Here is a 20,410-nt window from a genome sequence, read left to right as displayed (position 1 = left end):
CAGAAGCCGAGGCACGCTACTACGCAGCAATCCGCGAGTCCGCCATGACGGCGTGACTCACAATCCGGAGTCTCCGGGAATCTCGGGGCGGTTCACCAGCTCCGAACCAAGTTTCTCGAGTTCCTTTCCGAGCTCACGCATGCGTAGCTGGGCCTCGAGCAGGTTATCGTCATAGATACCGGTCAAATACCACCCTACCGTGGCACGTATTATTGCGTTGTCAAAGCGATCCAGACGAAATATCGGACTGTGGACAGAAGGCTGATCCGCATACAGAACTCGCAAAATCTGATGCATAGTTAAATTGGATGCGCCATCGCCCTGAGCCTGAGGAATGTTCAAGGCGTTAAATGCTACTTGAGAAGAGCTAAGCAACTTTTCTGAGCGCCTGAAAGGAAATGACTCCCACTGATGAACTGCGGCCACCAACGCCGACTCCAACGCGCCCCAGTAGACATACGTTGGTATGCTATGGGCGTCCGCCACTTCGCGCCGAAAACACGCAACTTTGCCATTTAGTGAGACTTCTGCCAAAACCTGAGAGCACCTTAAAGCCTCTGGCTTCCATCGAATGCTCTCGGCGCCTAGAACAAAAGCAATAAAATCCATTATTGATGTCTTACCAGAGCTATTCTCGCCCCTGATGATGTTAACTCCGGGAAGGAACTTCTCATCGAACACGACTCGCTGCCCTTGCAAGACCACAAGCCTCGCTACACGTAGCGTTGGCTCAAAGATGGCCATAACGATGCTCCATAAGTCCGGAGCGCTCCTTCAGCTCAGCAAGCTGCAGTTCGCCCAAGCCAATGATTGCCTCCGATAGCGGGCCAAGATCTTCAGTGAATGCAGCAATCGACGCCGCCAGCTTCGGCCACACACTAGTCGCAGCACGCCTACTAATTAGCCCTTTGCCAAGCAGGGCAGAGTCGATAATTCCTGCAGAGGCCAAGCACCTAACCGCAGCTTCTTGCATAGGTCTCAGAGCTCTGAAAGCTTCCAACGGATTGCTAGGGTCTCTATAGATATTTGATCGATCCTTCGCATATCGCCGAAACTTACTCAACCCTCTTGTAAACCGAATTGATTGCAGCGATGCGGGAAATACCAAGTAGAAATCGATCAAACGAGCTTTATCAAACTCTAGAAGCGCGATTCGCTCAACGATCGCAGTCATGCGAAAAACGCAGTGATATGCGTCCTGAGCTGGATGATAGATCAGCATTTGTCCCAGCGAATGTGGCAGTTTCCTCCAAGGAAATACAATAGGCCAGCAACATCGGCCATAGTTAACTCCATGGCGTTTTGATCCAGACTTGCGACACATTCATCTAAGATTGCAGAGATTTTCATATCCACCTCTGTTCGCGTCGCGTCTTCCAGAATTGCAGGCCAAACAACATGGAAAAACTTTACGTATATATCGCTTAATACAATCGTCAGTATTTTCTGAGCCGTAAGAGACATCTGGTGGACCATAATGAGTTTTGCCGCTTTTTCCTTACATACCATGGCAAAAGTAAGCAGATCGGACCGCCCGGCGGCCGCCAGCTTTTCCTCCAGACCTCGCACATCAACGCTCGCTGCACTTAGATAGTGATGCAGCTCCGGTATAAGGTAGCCATTAGATAGCTCTCCCTTTCCGTTTTCACTGAGTTGCTGATTAAGCTTCTGCATCTGCGGCCGAAGCGGACAAGCAGCGTAGCTGATCACAGTTTTGCTGCCCGCAACCACATCACCGCCCGCAACAATGTGACTTTGCTTGACGCTCATTACTTTGTGCGGTCAGTTTTGTGGAGATCGCCACCTACGACGTCACCGCCTGCCTTAATCGAATGCTGAGTAACCACGTTTGACCGCTTTTCATTTCGCCAATTAACGATCACTTTGATGGCATACCCCGAAACCAGACCCGCCAGAAAGGACATAATCTCGCTGAAATACTCCACTGTATTCTCCCCGGTACAGATTGAACCTGCGATCGGCTCGGTCGATGTTTTCGCAACTGATCGCACGCGAAACCGCCACTCGGCGCCAGTATGAAACCCCTCTCATTCATCAGCCAAGCAACCATTGCGGTGTCGATCGATTTCGGAATCTCACATGCAAAACTCCTGCCGAGCGCTTCGTGATCTCTTGCGCACGCTGCTGCTACGGATTGCAAAGGTGGCAACACTACTTTCGAAAGTCGCACTGAATCCGGCAACGATTGGCCGCGCTACCTTTGAAACAAGTATATTGTGACTAGGCAGATATTTCGTCTACCTGACCGGTCGAGTCAGATCTCCCTACGTTAGATTCCTCGCCTTGACAGGGTATGCCGACGCCTGCCCCCGCCCACCCCTCTTTCGTGCGATGAGAAGTAGCCGCCGATCAGTCGCCGCTGCGTACCGCTCCTCCCTTGTTGCCGTTGCTAGCGGCATTGTTGCTGCTGTTCCGATCAGCGCAAGTAGCCAGCATCTGCGTCGGCTTCATCTCGGCGGCAGTGACCACGCTGGTCAGCCCCATTGATTGGCGCCTATCCAAGCCGCATCCCCGTTTTCTATCCAAACCATCTCGGTGCCGATTGCCATCTGCCCAGGAATCGGAGCGTGGCCCCCCCCTGAAACGAACTGAAGAAAGAAGCCACGCCACATCCGCTCCAGAAGCTTTCCTAGCCTGTCACCGCAGGCCGAGACCTCTCAGCGGCTTGCAAGGAATGTGCTCGATCAGAACTGAGGGGGCATATCCGTACTCTTGACGCAGCCTATTCCCGAATAAACAATGTGCCCGTTGCCGCCAATTCGGCAACCGGGTTTAGCAGCCCGCTCTCACAGGCGCACACAGCGCCGCACCGAAAGCCGGCGCTTTTTCATGCCCGGAATTCCCGCGGCGTGGTCGGCCGATTTCTGGCGGCGGTGTGCGGGGAGCCGCAAGGCTCGCCGGCCCCTGTGACCGGTCTGCTAACCCGCACACCGTTCGCCACCCTTTTCGCATCCGTCTCGGGTGGCGACTCCCTATCAAGGAGTTGTCCATGGAAGACCGGTACGCTTGTTCTCCCCTCGCTAGCCAACGCGCTATGCCTTTCGCCGCGCCCGCCGCGGGTTTTCGTCAGCGGAGGGCTACGCCATGACGGACTACGGCTCGTTTCACCCCATCGAACGCTTTGTCGACGGGGCAGACCCGGTGTTGTTCGTGTTTGCGACCGATACGCCGGCGCAGCGCCAGGCGCTGCGTGACGAGATGGTGGCGCGGCTTTCGGCCATCGCGCAGCTCAGCGAAACGATGACCTACTCGGGTATCGAGTCGCCGGATGCGCGTTCGCACCAGGGCATTCTTGAATGTGTGGCGATCTTGTCGCGGGATGTGCGCGGGCTGCTGGAAGCCAGTTTCCGTACCGGTGCTTGAGTGACCGTGGCCGGGGCGGCATCGCGCCGCTCCGGCGCCTGACGGCAGGTAGCTGATTGAACGGCTATGCTCGGGAGCGTTCGACGCTTCTTTTCGTAACCGCGCCCTGAGCACAGAAGTTCAGACAGCCCCGGGTTTGGCTGCATGGATCGGCTGCGAACGAGGACGTCCATTTCCCGTTGGGAGGACGCTACCCTGCCGGCATCGAGGGGCCTGGCAACAGCACGTCGGACACAAGAATTCAGACGGGCTCGTTGATTCTGCAGGCCGAACGAATGGCGTACCCCGGCAACGGCGGGGCCGATTGAAGGTCCGAATTGATGACTCCGGAGGCCGGGAGCGACTGTCGCTTCTGGGTCAGCGTCGCCGTCACTTTCTCCCTTTCGACTCGGCAGCCATCCGGATCGCCATGGTGAGGCTATCCCCCAGCGCCGCGGGGTGGTCGGGCGTTACGCCCTTGCCTTCCCAGTCTGTGTGGGTGACGGGATTGGTGTTGCGGTAGGTGGAAAACCGGCCGACGAAGTGCTCGTTGATGGCCTTCGCCCCCACCAGATGGGCGATGCCGGCAGTTCGTTGTCCGACCGTCTTTGCCTTTCCATAACTCTGCAAGGTGTGGGCGAACAGTTCAGCGGCGCTGGCGGTGTCCGGCCCGGTCAGTACGAACAGCGGGAAGTCGCGTTTGAAGCGGCCGGAACCGACACCGGCTTTTGCAACGGCCTCGTAAACGGTCTTGCCGTCGCGGTCGACGATGCTCCACAGCGACGTGCCATCGGCGAAGAAGTAGCTCAACACATGGCGCACCAGATCGGGCGAGCCGCCCTTGCACTCGGTCAGGTCGATGATCAATGCATCGGTGCCGCCGAGGAATGCGAGGGCATGGTCTGCAATCGGTTGTGCTTCGTCGTCCGGGTGGAATTTGTTCAATTTCAGATAGCCGATGTTGCCGTCCAGAACCTCCACCTTCTGGAATCCATAGTTCAGCCGGAAGCGGTCAACGGTTTCTTGCAGCACGTGGGTCGGCGGCTCGTCGCCTTCCGCGACCATCACGCCCATGTGTCCGTCCCCGGTGAGCTCAACCAGCTCAGCGCTGATCCGGTCGGCGAATTCCTGCTTGCTCGCAATCGTGTTGTACGCACCCGCTTCGAGGCGCCGAAGCATCTCCACCCCGGCCGTGCGCGCCGTTTCCGGATAGACGTATATCTCGTTCAGCAGCTCGACGGTGCTGATCACTGAAGCGCGTACCAGCTTCGCATCGATCGCGCCGCTGTTCGGCGTGGCAGGGCCGGCAAGGGAGCCGGCGAACGTGAAAAAGCTCAGTGCCATGCCAAAGGCAAGCAACAATGCCTGCAGGCACGATTTCATCGGGAGTCTGGAGTCCGTTCTCATTGGCGGCCACGAGTTGTTGATGGGAAGCTGCGCCGCGTGAGCAGGCAGCGGCGCGCAGCCGACATGGGTCTGGCGGATTCAGCAATCAAGTTCGATCTGCGGTGGCACGAACAAGGACATCCATTTTCTGTCAAGACGGCGCCACTCTGCCGGGACGGCGCAGGGGGCGACGTTGAGTTCGCAGACGCTGGGGGCGGCGGGGGTGGTGCGCTGTACGTAGGCGGCGAAGGACGGGGCGCCGATCTATGCACAGTCGGGCAAGGTGGCGTGGATCAGCGCTCTGTCGCTGTGCAATGGCGTGGTGGGTACGTTGACGTGAAGCGGCATCGAGTTGTCGAGCCCGGGGTTTTCGGCGCGCATCGACGCCACGGGCGCGCAGGCGATCGCGGGTGGTCAACTGGCGGCGCTGCGCGTGAGAAAACGGGGTCAGGTTAACTTCCATAAGATCCCGATTTTCCTGGCTGTAAAATAACCGCTCCAGCCCTGAGTTGTACCTGGCACGATGATTTTTAGGCATCCCTCAATGACTTTACTGCCAATAGACGGACACCCTGATACTACGTCGCTTCTCAGCGCAGAGGAGATCAGTGTCCGCAATATCAGCGAACGTCATTGGGAAACACTCCTGAGTGCGCGCCAAGTGATACGCCTCAGTCTCTACCACATAACGGCACCCACGTTACCCAGTCTCCACCTGCTGACCGAAGTACGCTCGCTGTCGATGACCTGGGCGACGAAGATAACCAGCATCGAGCCCGTCTTCAAAATGGCCGAGCTCACGTCTCTGACGATTTCCGATTTCCCCAAGCTGCAGCAATTCGATGGCATTGAGCAGCTCGTCGGCTTGACCAGACTTCGCCTGGCCGGCAATGAGGGAAGCCTCACTCCGCCACTGAAGCTGGCAAGCATCGCACCCGTAGCAAAGCTGCCGTCGCTCAATACCTTTTCCCTCTACAACGCCAAACTGACAGACAATTCCATCGAAGCACTGGGCGACTGTCGCCAGCTTCGGCAGCTCCAGCTTTCCGACCAGTTCGAGAAAAGCCAGTATGCATACTTGGCAAAGCGTCTGAACCACCAGCTTGACGAGCCCATTGAAGCGCACCGGGCATCGGTGCTGACGTGCAAAAACTGCGGAGGGTATTTGCGCCTCGTCACCGGGCGCCGGGCACCATTCGTGTGCAGCAGCTGCGACAGCGCAAAACTGGCGAAGCTGGAGGCCGAATTTGCGAGGCTGGTCGAAGCCGCTTGAGCACCACTGTCTGCCAGCTTCGGCAGACTTCTAAACAACAGAACCTCGAACACAAAAATTCAGACAGCCCCGCCCTCAGCCAGGTCCCGCCGACCGTCCGCTGAGTGCGAAAACGGGGTCAGGTTAACTTCCATAAGATCCCGGCGGCTACCGCGTTCCGCTCGAGACCTGTCTCGGACCCGCTCCCACCTGAAGCGATGCAGTTCGGAACTGCTTCGCTTCAGTCCCGAACTGCTTCGCTCCAGTCCCGAACTGCTTCGCTCCAGTCCCGAACTGCTTCGTTTCAGTCCCGAACTGCTTCGCTCCAGTCCCGAACTGCTTCGTTTCAGTCCGGAACTGGGTCGCTTCAGTTCCGATGTGCGCCGGTCCAGTCCGGAACTGCTTTGCTTCAGGTTGAACCTGCGCCGGTCCACTTCGGAGCTGCATCGCTTCAGATCGGACCTGGGCCGGTCCAGTCCGCAACTGCTTCGCTTCAGTCCGGAACTGCGTCGTTCCAGTCTGGAACTGCTTCGCTTCAGGCCGGACCTGCGTCGGTTCAGTCGGCCCATTCCCGCCTACGCGGGAAACACAACGCCCATGCATCAGCCGGTCGGCCACCAGGGCTGCTCGTCCCCGCACACTCGGGAAACATTGTTCACGAACAAGCTGCTGACCCAGGCCGGTTGGCCTATCCCCCGCACACGCGGGAAACACAAAAGGGAAGTGGCGCGAACTCTGGAGACGAGCGGCTCATCCCCGCACACGCGGGAAACGCTGATCGAGGCTCTGCGAGAGTGTTGCAAGTGGAGAAGAGCCGCCTCCCGGAAGTCATTGACGCCGTCTCGAACTACTCTTACAAGGCCTTAGGCCTGCCCGTGGCCGCCTGACGCGGAGATGTGGACGATGCAGGACTTTTCCGTGGGCGCAGTCGGCTGGAAGCCGTTGGCGTTCCTGTTGGGCTTCGTTGTCGCGTTTCCGGTCCTGCTGACCTATGCCGCGCTGTGGGCCACCCACAGCCGGCATTACTTTTTCGCGTGGTTTGTCCTGGTCATCACCGTGCCCCTGGCGCTGGCCCTGTTGGTTCAGCTCAGCGTCGTGCGCGTCCGTGTTGAAGGCGGCCGCCTCACCGTTGGCGGCGGGCTGTACCGGGAGTCCGTCTCTTTGGCGTCCGTGGACCTGGGCGCGATCCGCCCACTGTCGCCGGTGGAGTTGCCCCGTGTGCTCGGCACGCGCACGAACGGGGTCGGCATGCCGGGCTTTGTCCTGGGTTGGTTCCGGCCGGGGCACGGCAAAAAAGTATTTGCGACCGCGGGCAGCGGCACCGCACTGCTGGTGCCCACGTCCGGTGCGTTCGACCTGGTCGTGAGCCCGGTCGACCAAGCCGCCTTCGTGGCGGCGTTGGGAACGCCGCGATGAAGCGGTCCGGCAGGGTCGGGTCGGTAATCCTGGCCGTCGGGATGGGCTGGTCCGGAGGAACCATTATGGCGGACGACGCAGCATCAGCCTGCATCGCCAAGGGCAACGCCCTGGTGGCGGCCCTGGCCGCGGGCGACGCCTCCAAGGCCACGGTTGATTTCGACGCCACGATGAGGGCCGCTCTGCCACCGGAAACGTTGGCGGCGGTGTGGGTCGCGACGGTAGCGAAGTCGGGTGCCTACGAAGGCGGGGACACTGCGGTGGCGGCCCGAGGCAACGAGACAGCTCCCCATCTGGCCGTGATCCCTCTGCGCTTCGCCCACGCGGCGTTGAACGCCGTGGTGGCGTGCGATGCAGCGGGGGCGGTGGCCGGGTTCCACCTGGTGCCCCGTCCTGCAGCCCAGTCACCTCCGGTGGCGTTGGAGTCGGGAGCGTTCTCGACGGAAGCGCTCACCGTCGGCGCAGAAGGCGTCCAACTGGGGGCGACCCTATACCGCCCGCGCACGGCGTCCGCAGCGGCGCCAGCTGTTCTGCTGTTGGCGGGCTCCGGTCCCCAGGACCGCAATAGCACCCTCGGTGCGACCAAGCCGTTGCGGGACCTCGCCGAAGGGCTGGCCAAGCAGGGCATCGTGGTCCTGACTTACGACAAGCGGACGTTGGCTCATCCGGATCGAGCCATCGCCACGGTAAACGACGAAGTCATCGACGACGCCGCAGCGGCCCTGCACCAGCTGGCCTCGCTTCCCGGCGTAGATAAAAAACGCGTCTTTGTGCTGGGCCACAGCTGGGGCGGCACCTTGGCTCCCCGGGTGGCCACTCGGGCACACGGCGTGGCAGGTCTCGTTCTGCTCGCCGCCAGCGTTGAGCCCTTGGAAGAGGCCTACCGCCGGCAACTGCGTTTTCTTGCCGAGCGGGATGGCCAGGTCGACGATAGCGAGCTCGCGGAACTTGCCAAGGCCGACGCGGAGGCGCGGCGTCTCGACGACCTGCGGCATGGGAAGGCTGTGGAGGGACGATTGCCGTTCGGCATTCCGGCGGCGTATTGGCAGGACCTGGCTGGCTACGACCCGGTCGCCGTGGCCCGATCGCTCGGTGTTCCGGTGCTGGCCTTGTGGGCGGGGCGGGACTACCAAGTGCCCGCGGAGCCGGCAAGGGACCGGTGGGTCCAGGGTTTCTCGGGGCGCACTGAATTAGCGGTCCACGTTTATCCGACGCTGGGCCACACCTTCATGCCCATGAGCGACCCGCCCGAGCCGGCGAGGCTGCTCGAAGCCGGCCACGTCGAGCCCGAGGTTGTCCTGCGGGTCGCGCAGTGGATAAGTAGGGTCAAGCCCACTTCACCCTGACGTTCCACCGGGCAAAGCGAAGCCGAGATGCACCGATGAAAACAAAATTCTGGGATGGCCAAACGGACCACCACTTTCGTCTTTGACCGAACGGATCAAGCACCTTGGCTTCGTGGGTCTCAGTCGGCGGCGAGCGCCGGAAGCGTTCGCCGGGGTCATCGAGTTTGGCCCACGGGTCGGACTTCTAACGCTTCAACCGGTTGGCCACCCACGCGGGGACAGCCCAGGTCGGCGGCTCCCAGGCCTCCTACACCTCCGAGGGCGGCAGCGGCCGGCCTGAACTCACGTGTTACCCCGGCGGGCCGTCCGTCAGCACCGATGAAGCCCTCGCGCTGCGCGGTCACACCAGCCGCTGGCCGCTGGCAGCACAGTCCCGCCAGACGGCCGCGCCCGCGTGGGCGACTGCCGGCGGTACTGGGTAGATATGCCGTTTGAGGGTGCAACCTCTCAGCAGCCAGGCCCATCGAAGGAAAAAGCAGCACCGCGGGCCGCAACCAACCTCAATGCGTCTCCGCAGCCGGGCCCTCCACATTCAACGGCTCCCAGCCCCGGTTCCTGCGCGCATCCCACGCCGCCACGCCGAGCAGTATCGCTGTAGTCAATGCCGCGAGCGCCAGCGGCGGCAGCAGATTCGAGCACGCGGCCACTATCGCCAGCGCGACGAAACCGGCCAGATGGGAATAAGGAAATCTTCCCGAAATGCTCAATTTGAACAGGCTGTTGCCGACCAGGTAGATCGCCGCGCCGCCGCAGACGGCGACCACGGTTTCGATGGCGCTGTGGCCCAGCGGATGGGCCAGCAGGAATTCGTCGCCGACGGCAGAGAGGATGATGCCGGCGACGATGGCGAGGTGGATGTAGGTATAGGTGACGCGGGCCAGGCGGCCGGGGTCGTCGGATCTGGCGATGCGTTCGCTGCCGCTGTCGGCGGCGGTGTCGAAGTAGATCCACCACATGGCCAGGCTGCCGATGAAGGCCACCAGGAAGGCGGCGATGCCGGCCATGTCCCATTCGTGCTTGGCGAAGGTGGCGCCGGTGACGAGGATGGATTCGCCCAGGGCGATGATGACGAACAGGCCGCAGCGTTCGGACAGGTGATGGCCTTCCACCTCCCAGTCGCGCGTGCTGCTGCGGCCCAGGCCGGGCACGAAGAAGCCCAGCGAGGGCGAGACGAATTCGATGGCGAGGGCGGCGCCCCACAGCGGCAAGCGCCAGTCTTCCAGCCAGGCGCCGGCCAGCCAGAACAGGGCAGAAACACTCAGCCAGGTAAGGATGCGCTGGAAATTCGCCACCATCAGCGCGTTGCCGGCCACCGCCCAGAGGAAATACGCACTGCGGCCGACCTGCATGAAGACGTAGGCGCAGGCGAAGCTCTTAGCGCGTTGTTCCCAGGCCTCGGGAATGGAGGCGGAAAGAATCAGCCCGGCCAGCATCAGTACCAGCAGCAGAAGGCGCGTGGGGATTTTTTCCGGGTCCAGCCAGTTGGTCACCCAGGAGGTGTAGATCCACACCCACCACACGCCCAGCGTGAGCAGCAGGGTCTTGAACGCGCCCAGTACGGTGAAGTGTTCCAGCAAGGTATGCGACAGCTGGGTGACGGCGAAGACGAACACCAGGTCGAAGAACAGTTCGACCGAGGTGACCTTGCCGTGTTCGTGGCCGCGTTCGCGCAATAGCTGGCGGGGTTGGGGCATGACGGACTCCGGCGCTGGAATGGCCGCATGCTAGCGCGTCGGCGGCCGGGCGAACGAGGAGTGCCGCGGCGCAGACTGCCAACGACGCGACGCCCTGTGCGGTTCAACGCGCCAGCGGAATCTCCAGATAACTTTGCCCCGACCATTCGATGCGCAGCGGTTCGCCCGCGTCTTTCACGGTTTCGTCGCTGACGTCCTTGCCGCTGCCGTAGTTGATCTGGTTCGACGCTTCCTTGCCCGGGCCGATCAGCGCGACCAGGCGGCTGCCGGCCTGGAACTGGCGGCTGGTCAGGCGCTGCGCGCGGAAGTCGAAGCGTTCCTGCCGCCCGGGCTTGAGCAGGCGCCGCTGTTCCGGGTGTCCTTCGTAGCTCAGGCGCGACTGGTAGCGCGACAGCTGGAAGTAGTCGCCCTGCGGCGTCAGTTCGTACAGGTCGATATACACATCCATATCGCGCTTGTTGATGCGCAGGTCGAGACGGCCGGAGAACAGGCCGCTGAACTCGACCGCCGTCTCGAACGGCTCGCTGACCAGCACCACGCGGTCGGCCGTGTCGATCGCCTTGTCGAGCACAGCGCCGCCCACGACGGCACGGTCGATGTCGCTGCGGTCGGCCAGGTCGACCACGTGTTCGAATGTACGCTTGCGCGCCGGCCGCTCGCGCTGCAGGCGATGGGTCGCGTCGTCGCGCGCGGCGCCGAAATACAGGCGCAGGCGCTGCTCGCCCATCGCCGCCAGCGACGGCGCGTGCTTCCACTGGTCCGCGCCCATCACTTCGTAGTTGATGCGGTCGCGCAGCAGCGCCGGTTTGGGCGCGCCCTTGAACACGTAGTCGAACCATTGGTAGCGCAGCTGGCCGATGTCGATCCGCGCGACCGGATCGATGGTGTAGCCGTTCACGTTATTGCCGAAGGCCACGGTGCCGCGCTGCCCGGTGACATGGTTGTAGGGGCCGATCAGCAGGTAATGCTCGGCCCGCGGCCGCTGCCGGTAGTGCTCGCGCAGGTAGTGCAAGGCACCGACCTGGCCACCGTCGAAATAGCCGGTCGTCGTCAGCACCGGAATGTCGATGGCGGCGAACGCGTTGCGGTAGGGGATCATGCCCTGCCAATAGCCGTCGTAAGCGGGATGGTCGAGCCAGCGCCGGTAGATCGGATTGGGCGTGCCGTCGAGCCGGTCGCGGTCGCGGAAGGCGCCGCCTTCGACGTACCACTGACGGTACATGCGATACCAGCGCGCGTTGTCCTGCAGCGGCGCCTTGTCCAGGGTCTTGTTATTGGTGACGTAGAACGGCCAGTAATGCGGGAAGCCGAGAAAGATGCCGCCTTCCTTCGGGTAGTCGATGCCGGGCGCCACGGTGACCGAGGGCATCAGCGCCTTGAGCGCCTTTGGCCGCTGCCGGGCCGTAGCCCACTGGGTGAAGCCTTCGTAGCTGCCGCCGAACATGCCGACACGGCCGTCGCTCCAGGGCTGCGCGGCGATCCAGTCGATCACCGCGGCCGCGTCGCGGCCGTCGTATTCGAAGGGCACCGGCGCATCCGGGCTGCAGCCCTTGCCGCGGGTCAGCGCGGCGACGGCGGCATAGCCGTTGGATGCGCTGCGCCGCGCTTCGGCGAACAGCGTGCCTGGATCAGCGTAGATGGTGAAATTGAGCAGGGCCGGCAGTTTCGCCGTGGCCGCGCCGCGCGGGCGCACGACGGCGGTGCAGATCTTCGCGCCGTCGGCACCGGCGACGAGGATATCGCGCTCGATCAGATAGCGCCGCGCGTCGTCCTCGGCCAGTAGCGGTGCCGCACCGGCGGCAAAGTCGCGATAGACCTGTGCCAGCAGGTAGGTACGCAGCAGCGCCAGCGCTTCGCTTGCGGCGATGCGCGGCTTGCCCTTCTGCGACGCCAGGGCCTGGTCCAGTGCGCGCTGCTGGCCAGCCGGATCGAACTGGTCGCTGGCGAAGCCGCGGGCGGACAGTGCCGCGGTGCGGTCGTCCATGGCCGCGAACGCGGCGCGGAAACTGGCGGCGAAGGCAGGTTCGAAATCCGCGTGCTCCCGCGCCTGGTATTCCCGGGCCAGGGCGTAGATCTCGTACTGCGCCGAATTCGCGCGTTGTTGCGCCGGCCCGCCCAGCGGCGACAGCGCGCGCAACTGTTCGATCGAGCTGCGCGCGTCGGCGTAGCGGCCGGCGACAAGTTGCAATCGGAACAGCGTCGCGAGGTAGCGCGGACGGTCTTCGTCGCGGTGGCCGGCGATGACACGTTCGGCCAATACCGGCATGGCCCGCTCCAGCCCATCGCGCTGTTCAGCGGCAGCGGCGGGGAATTCGTAATCGGGCTCGGCGGCGCGGCACGGGGCCAGCACCAGCGAGAGACAGAACACGACGATGACCGCGGCGATGGACCGAAACATCCGTGCTCCCAGTGGCCGCGGGGGCGGCTTCCCTATGGATAGCTGCGGATCGTCGCACGGATCTGGAAACGAAGGGACGGGGTGTGCAAGCCAGCTCTCGTCGAGCGAGCTACTCACGGCAATCGGATACAGCGGCTGGGCCAGGACCATGCTGACCGTGCTGCCGATACGTACGCGGTGTTTGCCGCCACCGGACGCACCGGTTGCCCCAGCCGCGCCGGTGACGCCGCGCATACCGCGAGTGCCGAGGCATCTACCCTCTCTGCGCTATGCGGCGCCGCTCCAGGCGCCGCATAGCGTCAATTTTTCACTACCCAACTTTGCCGCACAATGACATCGAACCGTTACGGCACGTATTCCCAGGTCAGCTGGCCTACGCTGGATTCGCTGTAACCGGTCGCCGCGGTATTCATCGGCAAGGCCTCCCAATACGGACCCGGCGAAAGGGCGACGGTGGCGGTGGTACAGGTGCCGTTGCTGGTCAGCTGGCTCTGGCGGCTGGGATCGGTCACGGTGGTCGCCGTCTTGGGCACATAGACGCGGGTATTGGCCGGGCCGAAGCCGTAGATCATGCCGCGCGAAAAGGTGCCCGCGCTGACATAGACATTGCCCGTGCAGCCCGGCCCCGAATACGACACGGTCAGCGAGCCCGTCGCGCGGCCGTCGGACAGGGAGTAGTTGACCATGTAGCCCTGCGTGGTGATGAAACCCGCCGTGCCGCCGTTGCCGGGGACGACGCCGACCAGGTACAGCGGATTGGCCAGCGCCGTGCTCAGCGTACCGTTAAAGCGCAGGGCGACCTTGGCCCCTGCCGCGGCGCCGGCCGGGCCGGTCGGCCCTGTCACGCCGGTGACACCTGTCGCGCCGGTCGCACCTGCGCCAGTGGGGCCGGTCGCGCCCGTCGCGCCGGTAGGACCGGTCGGCCCCGTGGAACCGGTGTTCCCCGTGGTGCCGGTTGGACCGGTGGCGCCGAAACCCGTCGCGCCGGTAGGGCCAGTGAGGCCGGTCGGGCCGGTTGCCCCGGTCACGCCCGTGGCGCCCGTCGCGCCTGAACCCGTGGCGCCGGTGGGACCGGTGAGTCCCGTCGGACCGGTCGCGCCGGTCGCACCCGTATTGCCCGTGACGCCCGTGGCGCCGATACCGGTTGCACCGGTGGGGCCGGTCACACCGGCCGGGCCGATCGGACCCGTAGCGCCCGTCGCGCCGGTGCTGCCGGTTGCACCGGTAACTCCCGCGCCGGTCGCGCCGTCGGCGCCGGTGGGACCGGTGGGACCGGTGATGCCCTGAACGCCCTGGGTACCGGTAGGACCGGTGGCGCCCGTGGCGCCGGTAGCGCCGGCACCGGTCGCACCGGTGGGGCCGGTAACGCCCTGGATGCCCGTGGCACCGGTCGCGCCGGTGGCTCCGGTCGGACCCACGCCGAAGCCGGTCGGACCCGTGGCGCCGGTCGCACCCGTCGTGCCCTGCGGGCCGGTGGTGCCTTGTATACCTTGCGGCCCCGTCACGCCGGTCGGGCCGGCAATGCCGGTCGCGCCCGTAGCGCCGGTCACGCCGGCACCGGTGACGCCGGTCGCCCCCGTCGGGCCGATGGGACCGGCAGGGCCGGTCGCACCCGTGGCGCCGGTAGCACCGCCGCCACTGCCGCCGGAACACGGCCCGAGCACGCCGGAAGCCGCGTTGAAGCAGACCGCCGCGCTCTGCGTACCCGCCGCGGCGAAATTGGGGATATAGATCAGGCCCGCGTCGTCCACGCGCAGCAGGTCAGCGGTATCGGCCGCGTTGCGCACGCTGAAGCCGCCGGCAGCCGGCGGCACGACTTTCACGTCGGCAGCCTGTACCACACTGCCGCAGGCCAGGGCGATGCCGGCACATATGGCTTTCTTTACAAAGACAGAATGACGCATTGTTATCCCCTGACCGTGGCGTGACGCCCGCGAGCCCGCGAGGCGATAAACAGAATGGCAAGACCCAGCATGAGCAGTGCCGGCCAGCCCAATGCCGGAATCGGCACCTGCGGCCGCGGCGGCGGCCCGCCGCCGAACCAGCCCGTGGCATTGCCGTTGCCGCCCTGGTTGGTCTGCGTCGGAGCGAGGTGCTGGCCGCTGGCATACACGTCGGACACGCCGACATTGGCGATGGCCTGCGTACCGCCCGCCAGCAGGTTGAGAAAGGCAATGCTGCCGGGCGTGGTCACGTCGACCTGCAGCGGCAGGCCGCTGCCCTGGATCTGCAGGCTGGCCGCCACGCGCTGGGTAAAGCCCGACTCGAAGCGATAGCGCTTGCCGGTCAGCGTGACCAGGCTCAGGCTGGCGAATTCGCTGGTACCAAGAAGGCGGCTGGATGCCGCACCGCCGTCGCGCAACTCCACCCGGCTGCTGCCGGCGAGGAAACTGCCGCGGTTTTCCCAGTCGCCGCTCAGCGTGGCGAGGCCACTGCCGAAATCGGCGCTGCCGCCGGCCGCGATGCGCAAGGCGCCGATGCCGCGCAGTTCCCCGCTGCCCAGCACCAGATTGCCGCCGATCGCGAAATCGCCACCGGCCGCGTCGATACGGCCGCCGTTGACCTGCAGGCCGGCCCCCGCCGGCAGCTCGATGCCGGCCGCTCCCACGGCCGCCGAGACAAACAACCCCACTGCAGCCGCCGCGCGGGCGAGCTTGCCGATCAGACTCATGTAACCCCCCTGGAAAGTCCGACAAGTGCCGATCCCACGGCACCTGTACTCAGCTGCTTGCTCCCACAACCTCGCCAAGCCCTTGCGTTGCAAGGAACTGGCAGCCCCTGTGAAACCATGGGGCTGCGCTCAATCGACAGCAGGTTCCGGCCTGCCCAGGGTTTCCCCGAGCCCAAGCCTGGCCGGAGTGTAGGGACCGTGCTGTAACCAGTACAAGCCAGGGAAAAGTTTGCAGATGCGCGTGATAGGTCGCTGCATCGTTTGCCGCTAGCCCATCGCCACGTCGATTTTCGACCGCGCCCCTGCCGCGCATTTATCTACCTTTATCTTTCTGTCTTTTGCACGACAACGCCGCCGCGCAAACCGGGCACCGCCTCCGGCAATAACCAGGCACCAGCCTTGCGGCCTAGCGGCGCATCGGCCGGAAGCCCCAGAACAATCGCGGGTTTGCATACCGATTCCAAGCCGCCGCCCGATAGGCATAATCGGCGGCGGTGTTCCATGCGGCAAAGGACGGAGCACCGGCGGAAGACGGCGCAGGGGTGCGCCGGCAACACCTGCGGCGGGGGAAATCTCGGCAACGCTACTGCATTCGCGCGCGAGGCGAGTGCCGCGGCTGCCTGCGTCTTCATCCGGCTTCGGGTGCGCCATTCCGGGCAATGCGCCGCTGGCGGGCAACCGCCGACACGGAAGTACGCCTGTGTGCGCAGTGGCCGCGGCAGGCGGCGTCGCGGTTTATTCGTCGCCACCTCAGCTGAGGAATTGTCCGATGCACCATCGTTTCCGCACCGCCGCTCTGGCCGGGCTTCTGACCCTGCTATGGGGCGCGCCCACGGTCCACGCCATCCAGCCCGCGGCCGAAGGCGGCTTCACCTCCGCCAGCGCCAAACTGCCGGCACGCGCCTTCAACGACCCCGCGCTCGACGTACTGCCCTCGCTGCAGCTGGACGCCCAGCGCGACGTGATGCTGCAGGCGCGCATCGCGCCGTTCCAGCAGCGCTACGGCGGCAGCTGGGAAGTGCGCTGGGACGAGCGCAGCGACCGGCCGAACCTAGTCCAGGGCAGCGGCATCGCGCTGATCCCGGGCCGCGGCAATTCACTCACGCCACAGCAGTTCGGCTTGGCCCACGAAAGCGACATCAACCTCGGCACCGTCGCCGCCAAGGCGCGCTCCTTCATCGACTCGGTGCCGGAACTGCTGGACACGGCCGGGCTGGAACTCGCCCTCGACAGCGAGCGCAGCGTGCAGGCCGGCGGCGACAAGCCGGTCTGGTTCATCGAGTTCGGCCAGTTCCACAAGGGCGTGCGCGTCGACGGCGCCTTCGCCTTCGTGCGCGTGGCGCAGGGCAATATCGTGCAGTTCGGCGCCGAGCGCCTGGCCGCGGTGACTATCTCCGCCGAGCCGGCGATCGCGCGCGAAGACGCGTTCCAGGAAGCCTGGGAACTGCTGCATTTCCCGGTCGACGCGCAGATCGAGGAAATGATCGAACCAGGCCAGCTGCGCATCTATCCGACGGGTTCCGCCGGCGACGTGCGCGGCGAACGCTTCGGCGGCGTGCGCGGCAGCGGCTACCAGCATGTGCTGGCCTGGCGCTACGTGTTCCGCATCAAGGGCGATGACGCGACCTGGGAAATCCTCGTCGACGCCAACGACAACCGCGTGCTGAAGACCAACAACCTGACCGTCAACATCAACGCCACGGTCAGCGGCGGCATCTACCCGACCACCAATACCGATACCGAAGTCGTCGTGCCGTTTCCCTTCGTCGCCGTCACCAACGGCACGGCCAAGGTCACCGACACGCTGGGCATCTACGATTATTCCAGCGGTGCGGCCACCGCCACGCTGGACGGCAAGTACTTCAAGATGGCCGACAACTGCGGTGCCATCTCGCTGGCCAATTCCACCGACGGCAACCTGGCCTTCGGCACCAGCGGCGGCACCGACTGCATTACCCCGGGCATCGGCGGCGCCGGCAACACCCACGCTTCGCGCTCGGGCTTCTATCACCTGAGCCGCATCAATGAAAAAGCGCGCACCTTCTTCCCGGCCAACACCTGGCTGCAGGGCAAGGTGACTGCGAACATGAACGTCAACAACACCTGCAATGCCTCCTGGGGCGGCGGCGTGCTGAACTTCTACAAATCCGGCCCCTCCGCCAGCGATCCCAACGTGATCTGCTCCAACACCGGCGAAATTGCCGCGGTGTTCCTGCACGAGTGGGGTCATGGCATGGACACCAACAGCGGCGGCGCGGCCAGCGAGAACGGCAGCGGCGAAGCGGTCGGCGACACCTTTGCCTTCCTCGAAACGCGCGATTCCTGCATCGGCCAGAATTTCCGCCCCGCCGCGAATTGTGCCAATTGCGACAATTGCACCGGCGTGCGCGACGTGGCCGACTTCGGCCTGTCCGCCGCCCCGGCCAAGATCGCCACGCCGGCCAACCTGGCCAACGACGCCGGCATCAACTGCGATCGCTATGCCTGTCCGTACCTGCAGCAGGGCATCTTTCCCTACCAGGGCCCGATGGGCTACGAAGGCCATTGCGAGTCGTATATCGCCTCCGGCGCCAACTGGGATCTGACCCAGGCCCTGATCGCCCGCCACGGCGCCAGCGGCTGGGCCAAGATGGACCGCATCTGGTACGCCAGCCTGACTCCGTCCAAGAGCGCCTACCGCGTCGCCAGCGGCGGCACCTGCAACATCAACGCCTCGGTCGACGGCTGTGCCGCGACCAACTGGTATACGGTCTTCCTGCCCGCCGACGACGATGACGGCAACCTGGCCAACGGCACGCCGAACGCCTGCCGCATCTGGGACGCAATGAACGCCCATGGCATTGCCTGCGGCACGCGCCCGGCCTGTACCGGCGATGCGCCCGACTTCCGCCTGACCCCTACCAACTCGCCCCAGGCGGTGTGCAAGCCGGCCAATGCCACGTTCACTATCGACACGGTCAGCGACCTGGGCTTCGTCAATCCGGTCACCCTGGCAGGCACCGGCAATCCGGCCGGCACCACGCTGGCCTTCAGCCCCAACCCGGTCGTGCCGGGCAACCCGGTCACGCTGACGGTGAACACCGCAGGCGCCAGCGCAGCCAGCAGCGGCCCCATCACCATCAACGGCACGGCGACCGCCAGCCCGGGCCATAGCGCCACGGTGAACCTGTCGATCGCCGTTGCCGCACCGGCCGCGCCGACGCTGAACACGCCGGCCAACAATGCCACCCTGGTCGACCCGGCCGTCTCGCTGACCTGGACTGCCATCCCCGGCGTGACCGCGTATGCCGTGGAAGTCGCCACCGATGCAGGGTTCGCCACCATCGTCGCCAGCAACGCCAGTGTCGCCGGCACCAGCTGGTCGCCGCCGGGCCTGCTCGCGCTGAAGAACTATTACTGGCGCGTGCGGGCCAGCAATATCTGCGGCGCCGGCAGCAACTCGACGGTATTCACCTTCAAGACCGCGCCGATCCCGGGCGACTGCGACGAAACCCAGAGCGCCAATGCGGTCTTCGGCAGCGACGTGGAAGGCGACGTGAGCGGCTGGGCCACCACCGGCAGCAGCGGCAGCTCGACCTGGGCCGTGAGTTCGGCACGTCCGTCCTCGCCGACCAAGGCGTGGCTGGCGGCCGACATCACCACCGCGTCGGATCAGCGCCTGATTTCGCCGCCCATCGTGCTGCCGGCCGGCGAAACGCCGCTGAGCCTGAGCTTCATGAGCGACCTGAACATGGAACCGCGCACGTCCGGCGGCTGCTATGACGGCGGCCTGCTGGAAATTTCCACCAATGACGGCTCCAGCTGGACCCAGGTGCCGAACGCGCAGCTGCTGACTGATCCGTATACCGGCGCCGCCGCGGCCGGTGCGGCCAACGGCCTGCAGGTGTGGTGCGGTACGCGCGCCTACAAGAAGTCCATCGTCGATCTGAACAGCTACGCCGGCCAGACCGTGCGCCTGCGCTTCCGCCTGTCCACCGATACTTCGCAGGGCTTCACGCCGCACGGCTGGTACGTGGACGATATCCGCGTGCAGAGCTGCCGCAGCGCACCGACCGACGTGATCTTCGCCAACGGCTTCCAGGCCGTCACGCCGTAAGCGAACGCGTTACGCAACATGTCCACGCAAAAGGCCGCCTTCGGGCGGCCTTTTGTCATTCTGTACAGGACTACTTTGTCGGGCGACCCATTCAGCGCAGCCCGAGCTGGCGGTCATGCAGCCTCGACAGCAGCAGCTGCGCCACGATCGCGCCGCACAGCGCGCAGAACATGTCCCATTGCGTATCCCAGATATCGCCCTGGGTGGCCAGGTAGGCATCGGCCGAACCGCCCATCAGCAGCGCCGCCCACCATTCGATGAATTCGAAGAACGCGCTGAAACTCAGGCAGGCCGCACAGACCAGGTAGAACAGCCAGCCGCCCCGCGGCAGCGGCGTACAGCGCAGCAGCAGCTCGCGCGCGAGGATGGCCGGAATGAAACCCTGGGCGAAATGGCCGAGCCGGTCGTAATTGTTGCGCGTCAGGTCGAACCAGTCGCGCCACAGGTCGCCCAACGGCGTGAGTGCATAGGTGTACTTGCCGCCGTAGATCAGGATCACGCAATGCACGGCAATCAGCCAGTACAGCAGCCGCGTCAGCGGAAAGCGCCGGTGTGTTGCCAGCAGCAGCGGAATCGCCAGCAGCACCCAGGCGATTTCCATCAGCCAGGTCAGGCGGTCGTTCGGTGCGATGCCCGACCAGACCAGCACCGCGCCGACCGCCGCGAGCAGGAACAGGCCTTCCTTGCGGCTGACCGAGGTGGCAATGCGTTCGACAGTCGAGGTGTTCACAGGCAGCCCGCGCGCAGGAAAGAGGCGCCCACCTTACGCGGGCGCCGCCTGCCTGCGC

14 protein-coding genes are annotated in these 20,410 nt (G+C 64.5%); 5 read left to right on the top strand and 9 right to left on the bottom strand.

Annotated elements, in window-relative coordinates; genetic code table 11:
* Nucleotides 1-57 precede the first annotated feature (57 nt).
* From DFR29_RS21890 to DFR29_RS21880, 3 genes are read right to left on the bottom strand one after another with little or no spacing between them, the layout of a single operon-like run.
* On the bottom strand, nt 58-744 hold the full coding sequence (locus DFR29_RS21890) for an ATP-binding protein (protein ID WP_133820776.1): 687 nt from the start codon (nt 742-744) through the stop codon (nt 58-60).
* Nucleotides 731-1,174, bottom strand: coding sequence for an ABC-three component system middle component 5 (locus tag DFR29_RS21885; RefSeq protein ID WP_208113679.1), 444 nt, complete (start codon nt 1,172-1,174; stop codon nt 731-733). Before DFR29_RS21885 ends, DFR29_RS21890 begins: the two co-directional genes overlap by 14 nt.
* Before the next feature lie 41 nt (nt 1,175-1,215).
* Nucleotides 1,216-1,770: an ABC-three component system protein gene (locus DFR29_RS21880; RefSeq protein ID WP_133820774.1), complete on the bottom strand. Its 555-nt coding sequence runs from the start codon at nt 1,768-1,770 to the stop codon at nt 1,216-1,218.
* A gap of 1,335 nt (nt 1,771-3,105) precedes the next feature.
* On the opposite strand from DFR29_RS21880, the gene DFR29_RS21875 reads away from it, so the two are divergent.
* Nucleotides 3,106-3,384 carry a hypothetical protein gene (locus DFR29_RS21875; RefSeq protein ID WP_133820773.1) on the top strand — a complete coding sequence of 93 codons (279 nt, stop codon included), beginning with the start codon at nt 3,106-3,108 and terminating at the stop codon, nt 3,382-3,384.
* A gap of 369 nt (nt 3,385-3,753) precedes the next feature.
* Here DFR29_RS21875 and DFR29_RS21870 read toward each other — a convergent pair whose 3' ends face one another.
* Entirely contained in the window at nt 3,754-4,746 is a 993-nt protein-coding gene (locus DFR29_RS21870; protein WP_166654267.1) for a S41 family peptidase, read from the bottom strand.
* A 547-nt stretch (nt 4,747-5,293) separates the two neighbouring features.
* Between DFR29_RS21870 and DFR29_RS21865 the strand changes: the two genes are divergently transcribed.
* From DFR29_RS21865 to DFR29_RS21855, 3 genes are all read left to right on the top strand, one after another.
* Entirely contained in the window at nt 5,294-6,022 is a 729-nt protein-coding gene (locus DFR29_RS21865; RefSeq protein ID WP_133820771.1) for a leucine-rich repeat domain-containing protein, read from the top strand.
* An 882-nt stretch (nt 6,023-6,904) separates the two neighbouring features.
* Nucleotides 6,905-7,417, top strand: coding sequence for a PH domain-containing protein (locus DFR29_RS21860; protein ID WP_166654266.1), 513 nt, complete (start codon nt 6,905-6,907; stop codon nt 7,415-7,417).
* A complete protein-coding gene (locus tag DFR29_RS21855) occupies nt 7,414-8,763 on the top strand; it encodes an alpha/beta hydrolase (RefSeq protein ID WP_133820769.1) in 1,350 nt (449 codons plus the stop codon). The genes DFR29_RS21860 and DFR29_RS21855 overlap by 4 nt, the downstream gene beginning before the upstream one ends.
* Before the next feature lie 500 nt (nt 8,764-9,263).
* On the opposite strand, the gene DFR29_RS21850 is transcribed toward DFR29_RS21855, so the two are convergent.
* The 4 genes from DFR29_RS21850 to DFR29_RS21835 form a co-directional block, all read right to left on the bottom strand.
* Entirely contained in the window at nt 9,264-10,457 is a 1,194-nt protein-coding gene (locus DFR29_RS21850) for a low temperature requirement protein A (protein WP_133820768.1), read from the bottom strand.
* A gap of 103 nt (nt 10,458-10,560) precedes the next feature.
* The gene (locus tag DFR29_RS21845) at nt 10,561-12,855 is read right to left on the bottom strand and encodes a CocE/NonD family hydrolase (protein WP_166654265.1); all 2,295 of its coding nucleotides are present in this window, start codon (nt 12,853-12,855) and stop codon (nt 10,561-10,563) included.
* Nucleotides 12,856-13,199: 344 nt separating this feature from the next.
* Nucleotides 13,200-14,759, bottom strand: a complete 1,560-nt coding sequence (locus DFR29_RS30360; RefSeq protein WP_279571531.1) for a collagen-like domain-containing protein — start codon at nt 14,757-14,759, stop codon at nt 13,200-13,202.
* 2 nt (nt 14,760-14,761) lie between these two features.
* Nucleotides 14,762-15,526: a hypothetical protein gene (locus DFR29_RS21835; protein ID WP_133820766.1), complete on the bottom strand. Its 765-nt coding sequence runs from the start codon at nt 15,524-15,526 to the stop codon at nt 14,762-14,764.
* 769 nt (nt 15,527-16,295) lie between these two features.
* Here DFR29_RS21835 and DFR29_RS21830 point away from each other — a divergent pair.
* Nucleotides 16,296-19,622 (top strand): fibronectin type III domain-containing protein, encoded by a 3,327-nt coding sequence (locus DFR29_RS21830; protein WP_133820765.1) that lies wholly within the window; start codon nt 16,296-16,298, stop codon nt 19,620-19,622.
* A gap of 91 nt (nt 19,623-19,713) precedes the next feature.
* Here DFR29_RS21830 and DFR29_RS21825 read toward each other — a convergent pair whose 3' ends face one another.
* A complete protein-coding gene (locus DFR29_RS21825; protein WP_243746140.1) occupies nt 19,714-20,352 on the bottom strand; it encodes a DUF2238 domain-containing protein in 639 nt (212 codons plus the stop codon).
* Between the last annotated feature and the right edge of the window lie 58 nt (nt 20,353-20,410).

Source organism: Tahibacter aquaticus, from assembly GCF_004363655.1.
Classification (GTDB): domain Bacteria; phylum Pseudomonadota; class Gammaproteobacteria; order Xanthomonadales; family Rhodanobacteraceae; genus Tahibacter; species Tahibacter aquaticus.
This window is presented reverse-complemented; position numbering and strand designations above follow the sequence as displayed.